The organism is Alkalihalobacillus sp. BA299 (genome assembly GCF_017745675.1).
Classification (GTDB): Bacteria; Bacillota; Bacilli; order Bacillales; family Bacillaceae_F; genus Alkalihalobacterium.
Genome location: NZ_JAFLJM010000004.1, coordinates 268039 through 280791, shown reverse-complemented (window position 1 = coordinate 280791; position 12753 = coordinate 268039). Strand labels below are relative to the sequence as shown.

The following is a 12753-nucleotide window of genomic DNA, read 5'->3' as shown; positions in this document are numbered from 1 at the left end:
CATGACAAAGTGGTTTAAAGTAGGTAAAATCGTTAACACCCATGGTATTCGAGGGGAAGTACGCGTAATTTCGACGACGGACTTTGAAGAAGAACGTTATGCTAGTGGTGCAGAGCTTTACATTGAACATCCAGCACTGCCTGAAATGACACGAGTTATCGTTGAAACTCACCGTAAGCATAAAAACTTTGATTTATTAACGTTTGAAGGTTATTCAAACATTAGTGAAGTTGAAAAGTTCAAAGGTGGACTTTTAAAAGTATCTGAAGCAGCACTAGGTGAGCTTGAGGAAGGGGAATTTTATTATCATGAAATAATCGGGTGTCAGGTTTATACCGAGGAAGGTCGAGAACTCGGTAAAATAAAAGAAGTACTGTCGCCTGGGGCTAACGATGTTTGGGTTATACAATCAAAAGAAGGTGGAAAAGACATATTAATTCCATATATTGATGATGTTGTCAAAGATGTAAACATCACTGATAAAATAGTGACAATTGAATTACTTGAGGGGTTAATTTAAGTGAAGATAGATATCTTGACGTTATTTCCAGAGATGTTCACCGGTGTATTTGGAGCTTCTATTTTAAAGCATGCTGCTGAAAAAGGACATGTTTCATTTAATGTTGTCGACTTTCGGAATTACGCAGAAAACAAACATAAGAAGGTCGACGACTACCCTTATGGTGGGGGAGCAGGAATGGTATTAATGCCCCAACCAATTTTTGATGCAGTTGATGATTTAGTAGAGACGCAGCAAAAGTCAAAACCAAGAATTGTTTTATTGTGTCCACAGGGGGAACGCTATACGCAAAAAAAAGCAGAGCAGCTTGCTCAAGAAGATCATCTCATTTTAGTTTGTGGTCATTATGAAGGGTTTGATGAACGTATTCGTGAGCATTTAGTTACGGATGAAATATCGATCGGTGATTACGTATTAACGGGCGGAGAGCTTGGAGCGATGGTAATTACCGATAGTGTCACTCGACTTTTACCAGGTGTATTAGGAAATGAGACTAGCGCTGTTACTGACTCGTTTTCAACGGGATTGTTAGAACATCCGCACTACACGAGACCTGCTGATTTTCGCGGGCTGAAAGTGCCTGATGTTTTATTATCGGGTCATCATGAAAAGATAAAAGAATGGCGCTACGAACAGTCTTTAAAACGAACGAAACAACGCCGTCCGGACTTATTAAACGAATAGTTGGCATTACATTCGTTAATTTCTAAATAATTACTTGTTCTATAATGAAAAATATGTTATTATACTCGTTGTGGCTATGGCCCATGATTACGATGTTCCGCTGCAGGTAGAAAGACTGTTATGAGCATCTTGGATGGAAGGAGGGGAATAGGATGAGCAATATTATCCGTGAAATCGCTAAAGAACAACTACGCACTGATATTCCAGCGTTTCGTCCTGGAGACACTTTACGTGTACACGTAAAAGTTGTTGAGGGTAACCGTGAGCGTATTCAGGTGTTTGAAGGTGTAGTCATCAAGCGTCGTGGAACAAGTGTCAGTGAAACTTTTACTGTACGTAAAATTTCTTATGGCGTAGGTGTTGAGCGTACATTCCCATTACATTCACCGAAAATCGATAAGATTGAAGTGAAGCGTCGCGGTAAGGTACGTCGTGCTAAACTTTACTACTTACGTAACCTTCGTGGTAAAGCAGCGCGTATTAAAGAAATTCGATAATTGTATGACAAAAAGGAAGGGGCTTGATTATCAAGCTCCTTTTTACACTTTATGATAATTTTTGAACTAATAGATAAGACGTCATTTTGATTTTGTAACTTTGTCGAAAATCGTGTTTTCTAAATTAAGTTGTGATATGATCTAAGATAGGGAAGAAAAATTATTCCTCATAATAGATAATATATATTGTGGAGGATGGACTATGAATTTTGGGAGAAGCGAAACGTACGAGTGGATAAAAGCAGTTCTGATTGCTTTACTGTTAGCTGTGCTTATTCGCTATTTTTTGTTTGCACCAATTGTAGTTGAAGGAGAGTCAATGGTTCCTACCTTACATCATAGTGACCGTATGATTGTTAATAAAATAGGGTATACCATTGGGGAACCTGAACGATTTGATATTATTGTTTTCCATGCAAGTGAAGAAAGTGACTACATAAAACGAGTAATTGGCTTACCAGGAGATACTATAGAATTTATTAATGACACTTTATATATTAACGGTGAAATCTATGAAGAGCCTTATTTGGATGAATTAAAAGAAGAAATAAATGATGGTTCAACACTTACATACGACTTCACATTAGAAGAAGTTACGAATTCGGTAGTTGTTCCTGAAGGCTATTTATTTGTTATGGGTGATAATCGCAGAAGAAGCTTAGATAGTCGGGATATTGGTTTTATACCATATGATGAAGTAGTGGGAGAGGCTAATTTTGTATTTTGGCCGTTCTCTGATATTCGAATTGCAAAGTAGGTGTTAACTATGACGATACAGTGGTTCCCAGGGCATATGGCCAAAGCTCGCCGGGAAGTGACAGAAAAGCTAAAACTGATTGATGTCGTCATCGAGTTACTAGATGCACGTGTTCCAATGTCATCAAGAAACCCAATGATCGATGAGATTGTGACAAATAAGCCGCGACTTGTTTTATTAAATAAAGCTGATTTAGCTGACCCTAAAGTGACTGATCAATGGAAACATTATTTTACAAAGCAAGGTGTAAAAGTTCTAGCCATTGATAGCCAATCTGGTAAAGGAGTTTCAGCTATTAGCCCGAGCTGCAAAGAGCTTGCATCGCCATTACTAGAAAAGATGCAAGCTCGTGGGATGAAGCCAAGAGCGATACGAGCCATGATCCTCGGTATACCTAATGTTGGAAAAAGTACATTAATTAATCGCCTTGCGGTGAAAAAGATTGCTAAAACAGGAGATCGACCGGGTGTAACAAAACAGCAACAGTGGATTAAAGTTGGGAATGAAATGGAGCTTTTAGATACACCAGGAATTTTGTGGCCTAAATTTGAAGATCAAGCAATCGGTTTTCGTTTAGCGGCAACTGGCGCGATAAAAGATGAGTTACTTGATTTTCAAGATGTCGCATTATTTGTACTTAATTATTTAAAAGAGCGTTATGAAGGACAAGTGAAAGAACGCTTTAAACTTGATACAATTCCAGAGGATGGAGTACAACTTTTTGACGAAATTGGCAGAAAGCGTGGATTTTTACAAAGTGGTGGTTATATTGATTACGATAAAACTGCCGAGGTTATTTTACGCGAGCTTCGTTCTGGAAAATTAGGAAGAATTACGTTAGAAACACCAGATGAGTATCTATAATGTGGATTTACGCAGTGGTCTGCCATCATTGATCACTGCGTATTTTCTTTTTTTGTCGTAGAATAAAGGAATTTCACTTTTCATGGTTACTTAATAAAAATATGACAGTAACAAACCGATATAATAAGTAAGACTAAGAGGAGATAAATTAAATATGAACCAGTTTACAATTAAGCAAATCGAAAAATTATTGTTTCAAAATGAGAATGAACTATCCGATGAACTATATCAAAGTATTCAAAATGATGAGCGAAAAGGTGTTCAAAAGCTCATTGAAAAATATCAAAAACAAATAGAAAAAGAAGAATTATTGCGTGAAATGTTTGTTGAGATGAGTCAATACGAATATAAACTTCGTGACGAAGGAATAGAATGGATTGCAGGTATTGATGAGGTTGGTCGTGGTCCATTAGCAGGACCTGTTGTTTGCTGTGCGGTGATTTTGCCGAGGGACTTTTTTTTACCGGGTTTAACCGATTCTAAAAAACTATCAAAAGAAAAAAGAGAAGAATTTTTTCAAATTATTCAAAATGAAGCAATTACTTTAAATACATCTATTATTTCTGCCAAAATTATTGATAACGTCAATATTTATGAAGCGACAAAACAAGGGATGATAGAGGCTATAAAAGGGTTAGATAAACAGCCAGAGCATTTATTAATTGATGCTATGAAACTACCATTATCGATACCACAAACTTCAATTATTAAAGGAGATGCAAGAAGTGTCTCAATTGCTGCTAGTTCTGTTGTAGCAAAAGTAACAAGAGACCGTTATATGCAGCAGCTTGGTAATAGCTATCCAAAATATGGTTTCGAGCGTCACATGGGGTACGGAACGAAAGAACATTTACAGGCGATTGAAACATTAGGGATTATTCAAGGTGAGCATCGATTGAGTTTTAGTCCTGTAAAAGAAACTATAGCAAAGTAGTTAATGTAAGGGGGTGTCCTGTTGTTTAATAAGATTCAGCAATTAGGTCAGAGAGTATCTAATCTAAAACCACAAAAACTTCACCTTTCCCAAGGCCAATTGTTTCAAGGGAGGATTATGAAATTTTTCCCAAACAATATAGCGGCACTTCAATTAGGAAATATTACGGTTTCTGCGAAGCTTGAAGCACCATTAACAGCCGGACAAACGTACTGGTTAGAAGTTGTGCGAGCAGGAGGTGTTCCACAACTAAAAATTCTTGATCATAATGCTGTTCGTAGAGACGGACAACAAACACAAGCTCAAGTTCTACAACAGCTTGGTATTTCATGGAACAAAGTAAATGAAGTATTAATTCGTCACCTTGCTACAGAGCAAATCCCCTTTACGAAAGATGTATTTGAAAAAGCAGCTCACTTATTGCAACAATCTGGTTTAATAAATAAAGAAGGTCTTCAAATTTTAACGATATTATTCCAGAAAAATTTTCCGATGACACTAGAAAGCTTCTATGCCATAAGAGCGATGAACTATTCACAAACACCACTGCTCTCCCAAATAGTTGAACTTCATTCTTCGTTGCAGCATTTAGAGAAGGAAAATTCTGATTTACGACCTTATTTAAACGGATTACAAATGGTGATGAAAGAGATGCAAATACCTGAGGGGAAACATCCGTTTATTCAATTACTTTATTCAGCTTCTTCAGGAGGTACCTCAGGAGTTGATCGTGAAGGTGCAATTCAGCTTTTACATAGAACAGGTATAATGGCAACGAATATTACAGTCGATCAATTATTTGAGCAATTCAAGGCGCAATTGATTGATCCAGTAAATCAACAAAAGGTAGCGAAATTATGGCCAACATTGCTCCAAAATGAGGCTGGACCAACGTCTCTACATTCTTTAGACGGAAAGACGCTTTTCCAAGTTCTTCTTCCACGTTTAGAACAACCAGTTGCTAAAGTAGATCAACAACAACAACTTCAATTACTTTTGCAATTATTTCAAAGTAAAGTGAATGCAACCCAAATAACCGAGCAGTTATTACGTATACAACGTACATTACCTGAATTGTCGACTAAGGAAAGTGATGCGTTAACATTTATGTTGAATCAATCTGTTCATAATGAACACAAAGGTGAACGTTCCACGATAGCTAGTCAATTGTTACGAATGATAGCAAGTGTCGGCTATTTGCATGAAAGAGAACTTGCTCAATTTTTTCAAGCCCAAACAACTGCTAGTAATAATAATTATGGAGAACAGCTAAAAAGTCTATTGTTACAACTTAACCAATTACACCTTTCTACAGCGATGAAGGATAAGGTGGATTTAATGATCCAAAGAATAACAGGTCAGCAAATGCTAGCGCAAGAAATGCAAGGTCCTATTTTGCATACGTTTTTACAAATTCCGGTACAACTTGGTGAATGGCAAACTGAGCTTACCGTGCAATGGGAAGGGAAAAGGACACCTGAGGGAAAAGTCAATCCTAATCATTGTCGAATCCTTTTTTATCTAAATTTAGCGCATTTAAAAGAAACGATTGTTGACGTACAAATTCAGCAGAAAATAATTACCTTACAAGTGTTTAATGAGAATGAACGACCTGATATATTAATCAACACACTGCAACCTTTGTTAAAAAAACAGCTTGCTGAACTAGGATATACACTTTCTAATGTGAAGTGGATCCATTATAAAAAGCAACAATTAATGAATGGTCCGGCTCAAAAAGCATATACACAAAGATACGAATATGAAGGGGTGGATGTAAGAATATGAAAAATGGAAAAAAAACACAAGCAGCTATTGCGCTTACGTACAATGAATCATCAGACGATGCCCCGCGTGTCAAAGCAAAAGGAAAAGGTTTTGTTGCACAGGAAATTATTGCCCTAGCAAAGGAAAACCAAATCCCGATCCAAGAAGACACATCTTTAGTTGAGTTACTTAGTCAAATAGAGATAAATGAAACCATCCCAAGTGAATTATACGAAGTAGTAGCTGAAGTTTTTGCATTTATATATCGAATAGATAAAAATGTAGATTAACAATTAATGTAATCGAACGAGTAAACTTACGAAAAAAGTGTACATACGATTTTACAAGTACTAAAACGAAACTCCTTTCATTCTTTCAAACTCGTTGGACATACTACATGTAGATGCTAAAAAGGAGTGAGACGATGTCTAAAAGGAATTTATTAGTTGTTCCTGAATGTGAACAAATGCTCCAAAATTATCGTGAAGAAATCGCAATGGAATTTGGTGTTCACCGAAGTATTCAAGAAATGGATGCGATTAGTCGAAGTATGACAAAGAAAATCATGTCAAAGACAAACAAAAATAATGAAGTGGAGGAGTGTGAATAATGGGGAAGGATAGAGAGTTTAAACCTAACCCAAAAACACCTTTAGATTATTGGGATGAAAACGTTGACCCTGCTCAATTGTCAGGTGATCATTGGGTTCAAGAAGAGAATGCTCCATTAGAGAATAAAGGGTTTGCTGATTCATCTGAGTGTGAAGTAGTCGAAGAAAAAATGACACCCCCTGGTTCAATGTTTATGCATCCGTCGATTAATGTCACTTACGGTAACGATGGATTAACGGGAACTCGACCAAAAAAAAGAGAAAAAAACAGGAAATGAAGAGAATAACAGTGAAAAATGAAGAAAATGTGTCTATTTTTTAAATTTTTGGAGGGTTAATCCCTCCAAAAAAATTTAAAAAGTGTTAAAATAAAAAAGGAATTTGACAATTCATCACGAAATATCTGTATTGGACAGGCATGTAGTCAAGTGTCTATTCAAAATGGATACAATTGATAGGAGGATGGAGAGAGAATGAATATCCACGAGTATCAAGGTAAAGAGCTCCTTCGTAAATACGGAGTAGCAGTACCAAATGGAAAAGTGGCTTTTTCTGTGGAAGAAGCAGTTGAAGCTGCAAAAGAATTAGGTTCTAGCGTTAGTGTTGTAAAAGCACAAATCCACGCCGGTGGCCGTGGTAAAGCAGGCGGTGTCAAGGTTGCTAAAAGCCTTGATGAAGTTCGTACATACGCTCAAGAAATTTTAGGAAAAGTTCTCGTTACTCACCAAACAGGTCCAGAAGGAAAAGAAGTAAAGCGCTTACTTATTGAAGAAGGTTGCGATATTCAAAAAGAATATTACGTAGGACTTGTTTTAGACCGTGCAACTTCTCGTATTGTTATGATGGCTTCTGAAGAAGGTGGAACGGAAATCGAAGAAGTTGCAGAAGCAACTCCAGAAAAAATCTTCAAAGAGTATATTGATCCAGCTGTAGGATTACAAGGATTCCAAGCTCGTAGATTAGCTTTTAATATTAATATTCCTAAAGAACTAGTGAATCAAGCTGTTAAATTTATGATGGGTCTTTATCAAGTGTTCGCAGAAAAGGATTGCTCAATCGCAGAGATTAATCCGCTTGTTACTACTGGAGATGGGAAAGTAATGGCACTTGATGCAAAATTAAACTTTGACTCAAATGCTTTATATCGTCAAAAGGATATTTTAGAATATCGCGATTTAGACGAAGAAGACTTAAAAGAAATTGAAGCTTCAAAATATGACCTTAGCTACATCGCGTTAGATGGTAATATCGGTTGTATGGTTAATGGTGCTGGACTTGCGATGGCAACGATGGATATCATTAAACACTACAAAGGTGATCCTGCTAACTTCCTTGATGTTGGGGGCGGTGCTACTGCAGAAAAAGTTACAGAAGCATTCAAGATCATCCTTTCAGACGAAAATGTTAAAGGAATTTTCGTTAACATTTTCGGTGGTATTATGAAGTGTGACATCATTGCACAAGGTGTAATTGAAGCTACAAAACAAGTTGGCTTAGAATTGCCACTTGTTGTACGTCTTGAAGGAACAAACGTAGATAAAGGTAAGAAAATTCTTGAAGAGTCTGGTTTAAACATCACTTCAGCTGACTCTATGGCTGACGGTGCACAAAAAATCGTATCTCTAGTGAAATAGAAAGGCGGGACGTGGAGAATGAGTATCCTTATTAACAAAGATACAAAGGTTATTGTACAAGGGATTACTGGTGCTACAGGTTTATTCCATACGCAACAAGCGATTGAATATGGTACAAATATTGTAGGTGGAGTTACACCAGGAAAAGGTGGAACAGAAATCGAAGGTGTTCCTGTATTTGATACAGTTGAGCAAGCAGTTAAAGCAACAGGTGCGAATGCAACAGTTATTTACGTACCACCTGCATTTGCAGCAGATGCGATTATGGAAGCAGTCGATGCAGAGCTTGATTTAGCAATTTGTATCACTGAAGGTATTCCTGTAAACGATATGATTAAAGTTAAACGTTTTATGGAAGGCAAGAAAACTCGTCTAGTTGGACCAAACTGCCCTGGTGTTATTACACCTGAAGAATGTAAGATCGGTATTATGCCTGGTTATATCCATAATAAAGGACATGTAGGTGTAGTTTCTCGTTCTGGTACATTAACTTATGAAGCAGTTCACCAGCTTTCAACAAACGGCATTGGGCAATCGACTGCTGTTGGTATCGGTGGAGATCCTGTTAATGGAACAGACTTTATCGATGTATTAAAGCTGTTTAATGAAGATCCAGACACTTATGCAGTGATTATGATCGGTGAAATCGGTGGTACGGCAGAAGAAGAAGCTGCTGAATGGGTTAAAGCTAACATGACTAAACCTGTAGTTGGTTTCATTGGCGGACAAACAGCTCCTCCAGGTAAACGTATGGGACATGCTGGTGCAATTATTTCAGGCGGTAAAGGTACGGCTGCTGAAAAAATTAAAACAATGGAAAGCTGCGGTATTAAAGTAGCTGAAACTCCATCAGTTATGGGAGAAACTCTAATCTCTGTTCTTGAAGAGCAAGGTCTTCTTGAAAAGTGTGTTACGCATAAAAACTAAATGATAGTAAGAGGCTGTCCTGTCAAGAGTTAGGCATTATCTCCTATATTATGTTGGAGGTGCCTGTTACTCTTGGCTCAGCCTCTTTTTTGTAGTTTAAATATTTAATTTAAAATAAGGTGATCAAATGGAAGTTGTAAATAAACGATTAATTCATATGAACCACTGCCGCGGTGTAGGCTGGAAGACTATTCATTCATTTTATGAACACGATCCAACATTTGCTAAAGTATATCAGTTATCTCCTACTGAACTGATTACAAAATTTTCAATGAAGCGAACCCATGCTGAACTTTTTTACTTAGACCTCCATAACTTGAATATTGACAAAATAATTCAGAAATTGAACTTCCATCAAATTACTCCAATAACGAGATTTAATCCTCTATATCCTCCTCTGTTATTAAACATATTTGACCCTCCTTGGATCCTTTATTGCAAAGGAGATTTAAATTTTTTATCAACACAAAAAACTCTTGCTGTTGTTGGTACAAGAAATCCTTCGTCAAACGGACTTCATAGCATTGATAAACTATTACCCTCAATTATTTTGAACCAGTGGACGATTGTGAGTGGCCTTGCTGAAGGTATTGACACGAAAGCACATGAACTAACAATCGATTTAGGCGGTCAAACGGTTGCTGTTCTAGGCTCGGGTCTATTCCATATATACCCTAAAAAAAATGTTTATCTTGCCAAACGAATGGAAAAGTATCATTTGTTAATTTCCGAATATCCTCCTCATCAGAAGCCCCAAAGATGGCAATTTCCAGCTAGAAATCGAATCATTAGTGGTATGAGTAGAGCAATACTTGTCGTAGAAGCAAAAGCAAAAAGCGGAGCGCTAATTACTGCAGACCAAGGTCTTGAGCAAGGAAGGGAGATTTTTGCTGTTCCGGGTTCTATTTTGGAAGAGAGAGCGGAGGGAACAAATCAATTAATTCAAAATGGAGCGAAATTAATACAAAATGCAAGTGATATTTTAAGCGAATTAACTTATTAAAAGGCTGTTTTCGTAAACTTTGTTGCTTTTGGACCGTTTTTTGAAAATAAAATAGCCTTTTCAAGACAAATTCATTTGTCTGAACGGCTATTTTATTTTCAAAACCTTCACGCTATGCGTGAAGAGCCAAGCATCCGCATGGCTTACGGTCCAAAAGCTAAAAGCAACAATCTCTGAGGAAAGAGCCTATTAAAATTAGGAGAAAATGTTCAATATTTAAAAGAAAATTATAAGTAATGTTTGACAAATGCTAAAAATGTATTTAATAATAGGGAAGATTTATATTAATCCTCAAAGGGGGAGGAAACAGAACATGGCTGATTACTTAGTAATTGTTGAATCTCCCGCAAAAGCCAAGACGATTGGTAAATACTTAGGTAAAAAATACACAGTTAAAGCGTCCATGGGACATGTACGAGATTTACCGAAAAGTCAAATGGGAGTAGACGTAAATGAGGGCTTCAATCCTAAATATATAACTATACGGGGAAAAGGTCCTGTACTAAAGGAGTTAAAAGCAGCAGCTAAAAAGGTTAAGAAAATATATCTCGCAGCTGACCCCGATCGTGAAGGTGAAGCAATTGCTTGGCATTTAGCGCATAGTCTTGATATTGATGATACATCCGAGTGCCGAGTCGTATTTAACGAAATCACCAAACAAGCGATTAAGGATGCTTTTAAAACCCCCCGATCAATTAATATCGATCTTGTCGATGCCCAACAAGCACGACGAATCCTTGATCGATTAGTAGGTTATAATATTAGCCCAATTTTATGGAAGAAAGTAAAAAAAGGCTTAAGTGCGGGAAGAGTGCAATCGGTAGCTGTTAAAATGATTATCGATCGAGAAAATGAAATTAAGGCATTTATTCCAGAGGAATACTGGAGTATTCAAGCGAAATTTTCAATGAATAATGAAAGTTTTGAAGCTAAGTTTTATGGAGTAGGATCAAAGAAGGTCGAGTTAAAAACAGAGGCTGAAGTTAACGATGTTCTTGGCAAGTTGAAAGGTGACCTTTTTATAGTTGAATCGGTTAAAAAGAAAGAAAGAAAGCGGAATCCTGTTGCACCATTTACTACTTCTTCGTTACAGCAGGAGGCTGCACGTAAATTAAACTTTCGTGCGAAGAAAACGATGATGCTCGCCCAACAATTATATGAAGGAATCGATTTAGGAAAAGAAGGTACAGTCGGTTTAATTACATATATGCGTACGGACTCTACACGTATTTCTGAAACTGCAAGACAAGAAGTAAAGTCTTACATTGAAGAAACGTATGGTAAAGAGTATACTCGTCAAGGACAAAGAACTGTCAAGCAGGATAAGAAAGCACAGGATGCTCATGAAGCGATTAGACCAACTTCTGTATATAAAGACCCTAAAACAGTAAAAAGCTTCTTATCTCGAGACCAATTTCGCCTTTATAAGTTAATTTGGGATCGACTTGTAGCAAGTGAAATGGCACCTGCTATTATGGACACGATGACTGTCGATTTAAAAAATGAGGATGTCGTGTTTCGGGCAAATGGCTCGAAGGTAAAATTTGCTGGATTTATGAAAGTATACATTGAAGGCAATGATGATGGAAAAAATGAAGAAGACCGTTTTTTACCGAACTTAGAAGAAGGGAAGTCGGTGAAAAAGGAAGATATTACACCGAATCAACATTTTACACAGCCGCCACCAAGATACTCAGAAGCACGACTAGTTAAAACTTTAGAAGAGCTCGGCATTGGAAGGCCATCTACATTTGCCCCAACACTGGATACGATCCAACGTAGAGGCTATGTAGCTCTAGATGAAAAACGATTTGTACCAACTGAACTTGGTGAAATTGTCATCGAATTAATCCATGAATTTTTTCCGGAAATCTTAGATGTTGACTTTACAGCAAAAATGGAAAATGACTTAGATGCTGTCGAAGACGGGAAAGAAAATTGGGTTCAAGTCATAGATGGTTTTTATAGAGGGTTCGAAAAGCAAGTTAAGCATGCTGAAGAAGAAATGAAAGAAGTCGAGATTAAAGATGAGCCTGCTGGAGAAGATTGTGAGAAGTGTGGACATGAAATGGTTTATAAGATGGGGCGATTCGGGAAATTTATGGCTTGCTCTAATTTCCCAGATTGCCGAAACACAAAGGCCATTGTAAAAGAGATCGGCGTAAAGTGTCCTTCCTGCCATGAAGGGAATATTGTTGAGCGAAAGAGCAAAAAACGTAGAATATTTTACGGATGTGATCGCTTTCCAGAATGTGAGTTTGTTTCATGGGATAAGCCAATTGCTAGAAAGTGTCCAAAATGTGAGCAGATGCTTGTTGAGAAGAAAACGAAGAAAGGTGTACAAGTACAATGTACATCTTGTGATTATAAAGAAGAGACAAATTAGTGAAATGAATTGAAAGTAAGGCTTCTGTAGTATATGATATTAGAAGTCTGACATCTTTATTGTACACAATTCAATTAAATAGTGGCTTTATGATCATAATTAGGGTGGCTTTTTAGGAGATATCGATGTTCATTAAAGAGCCATCCTAAAAGGTATGAAAATATAGTTGC

The 12753-nt window shown here is 37.1% G+C and carries 14 protein-coding genes; all 14 read left to right on the top strand.

Annotation, left to right across the window (positions count from 1 at the left end):
- Window position 1 precedes the first annotated feature (1 nt).
- Entirely contained in the window at window positions 2-520 is a 519-nt protein-coding gene (rimM, locus tag J0N78_RS07490) for a ribosome maturation factor RimM (RefSeq protein WP_209122409.1), read from the top strand.
- Window positions 521-1204, top strand: a complete 684-nt coding sequence (trmD, locus tag J0N78_RS07485; protein WP_209122408.1) for a tRNA (guanosine(37)-N1)-methyltransferase TrmD — start codon at window positions 521-523, stop codon at window positions 1202-1204.
- Between the two features lie 152 nt (window positions 1205-1356).
- Window positions 1357-1701 (top strand): 50S ribosomal protein L19, encoded by a 345-nt coding sequence (rplS, locus tag J0N78_RS07480; protein WP_209122407.1) that lies wholly within the window; start codon window positions 1357-1359, stop codon window positions 1699-1701.
- Window positions 1702-1903: 202 nt separating this feature from the next.
- On the top strand, window positions 1904-2458 hold the full coding sequence (gene lepB / locus J0N78_RS07475; RefSeq protein ID WP_209122406.1) for a signal peptidase I: 555 nt from the start codon (window positions 1904-1906) through the stop codon (window positions 2456-2458).
- Window positions 2459-2467: 9 nt separating this feature from the next.
- The gene (ylqF, locus tag J0N78_RS07470; protein WP_209122405.1) at window positions 2468-3322 is read left to right on the top strand and encodes a ribosome biogenesis GTPase YlqF; all 855 of its coding nucleotides are present in this window, start codon (window positions 2468-2470) and stop codon (window positions 3320-3322) included.
- Window positions 3323-3476: 154 nt separating this feature from the next.
- The gene (locus J0N78_RS07465; protein WP_209122404.1) at window positions 3477-4256 is read left to right on the top strand and encodes a ribonuclease HII; all 780 of its coding nucleotides are present in this window, start codon (window positions 3477-3479) and stop codon (window positions 4254-4256) included.
- A 21-nt stretch (window positions 4257-4277) separates the two neighbouring features.
- The gene (locus tag J0N78_RS07460; RefSeq protein WP_209122403.1) at window positions 4278-6044 is read left to right on the top strand and encodes a hypothetical protein; all 1767 of its coding nucleotides are present in this window, start codon (window positions 4278-4280) and stop codon (window positions 6042-6044) included.
- Entirely contained in the window at window positions 6041-6313 is a 273-nt protein-coding gene (locus J0N78_RS07455; protein WP_209122402.1) for an EscU/YscU/HrcU family type III secretion system export apparatus switch protein, read from the top strand. The genes J0N78_RS07460 and J0N78_RS07455 overlap by 4 nt, the downstream gene beginning before the upstream one ends.
- Before the next feature lie 134 nt (window positions 6314-6447).
- Entirely contained in the window at window positions 6448-6633 is a 186-nt protein-coding gene (locus J0N78_RS07450; protein ID WP_209122401.1) for an alpha/beta-type small acid-soluble spore protein, read from the top strand.
- On the top strand, window positions 6633-6911 hold the full coding sequence (locus J0N78_RS07445; RefSeq protein ID WP_209122400.1) for a DUF3905 domain-containing protein: 279 nt from the start codon (window positions 6633-6635) through the stop codon (window positions 6909-6911). The genes J0N78_RS07450 and J0N78_RS07445 overlap by 1 nt, the downstream gene beginning before the upstream one ends.
- Window positions 6912-7106: 195 nt before the next feature.
- On the top strand, window positions 7107-8267 hold the full coding sequence (gene sucC, locus J0N78_RS07440) for an ADP-forming succinate--CoA ligase subunit beta (protein WP_209122399.1): 1161 nt from the start codon (window positions 7107-7109) through the stop codon (window positions 8265-8267).
- An 18-nt stretch (window positions 8268-8285) separates the two neighbouring features.
- Window positions 8286-9194 carry a succinate--CoA ligase subunit alpha gene (sucD, locus tag J0N78_RS07435; RefSeq protein WP_209122398.1) on the top strand — a complete coding sequence of 303 codons (909 nt, stop codon included), beginning with the start codon at window positions 8286-8288 and terminating at the stop codon, window positions 9192-9194.
- A gap of 127 nt (window positions 9195-9321) precedes the next feature.
- Window positions 9322-10197, top strand: coding sequence for a DNA-processing protein DprA (gene dprA, locus J0N78_RS07430; RefSeq protein ID WP_209122397.1), 876 nt, complete (start codon window positions 9322-9324; stop codon window positions 10195-10197).
- Between the two features lie 313 nt (window positions 10198-10510).
- On the top strand, window positions 10511-12583 hold the full coding sequence (topA, locus tag J0N78_RS07425; RefSeq protein ID WP_209122396.1) for a type I DNA topoisomerase: 2073 nt from the start codon (window positions 10511-10513) through the stop codon (window positions 12581-12583).
- Window positions 12584-12753: the final 170 nt, after the last annotated feature.

Excerpts from the sequence above, each read along its gene's own strand:
- J0N78_RS07455 (WP_209122402.1), top strand. The coding sequence starts at position 6,041 with ATGAAAAATGGAAAAAAAACACAAGCAGCTATTGCGCTTACGTACAAT.
- dprA (WP_209122397.1), top strand. The coding sequence starts at position 9,322 with ATGGAAGTTGTAAATAAACGATTAATTCATATGAACCACTGCCGCGGT.
- ylqF (WP_209122405.1), top strand. The coding sequence starts at position 2,468 with ATGACGATACAGTGGTTCCCAGGGCATATGGCCAAAGCTCGCCGGGAA.
- rplS (WP_209122407.1), top strand. The coding sequence starts at position 1,357 with ATGAGCAATATTATCCGTGAAATCGCTAAAGAACAACTACGCACTGAT.
- sucD (WP_209122398.1), top strand. The coding sequence starts at position 8,286 with ATGAGTATCCTTATTAACAAAGATACAAAGGTTATTGTACAAGGGATT.
- topA (WP_209122396.1), top strand. The coding sequence starts at position 10,511 with ATGGCTGATTACTTAGTAATTGTTGAATCTCCCGCAAAAGCCAAGACG.
- J0N78_RS07465 (WP_209122404.1), top strand. The coding sequence starts at position 3,477 with ATGAACCAGTTTACAATTAAGCAAATCGAAAAATTATTGTTTCAAAAT.
- lepB (WP_209122406.1), top strand. The coding sequence starts at position 1,904 with ATGAATTTTGGGAGAAGCGAAACGTACGAGTGGATAAAAGCAGTTCTG.
- rimM (WP_209122409.1), top strand. The coding sequence starts at position 2 with ATGACAAAGTGGTTTAAAGTAGGTAAAATCGTTAACACCCATGGTATT.
- J0N78_RS07445 (WP_209122400.1), top strand. The coding sequence starts at position 6,633 with ATGGGGAAGGATAGAGAGTTTAAACCTAACCCAAAAACACCTTTAGAT.
- J0N78_RS07450 (WP_209122401.1), top strand. The coding sequence starts at position 6,448 with ATGTCTAAAAGGAATTTATTAGTTGTTCCTGAATGTGAACAAATGCTC.
- sucC (WP_209122399.1), top strand. The coding sequence starts at position 7,107 with ATGAATATCCACGAGTATCAAGGTAAAGAGCTCCTTCGTAAATACGGA.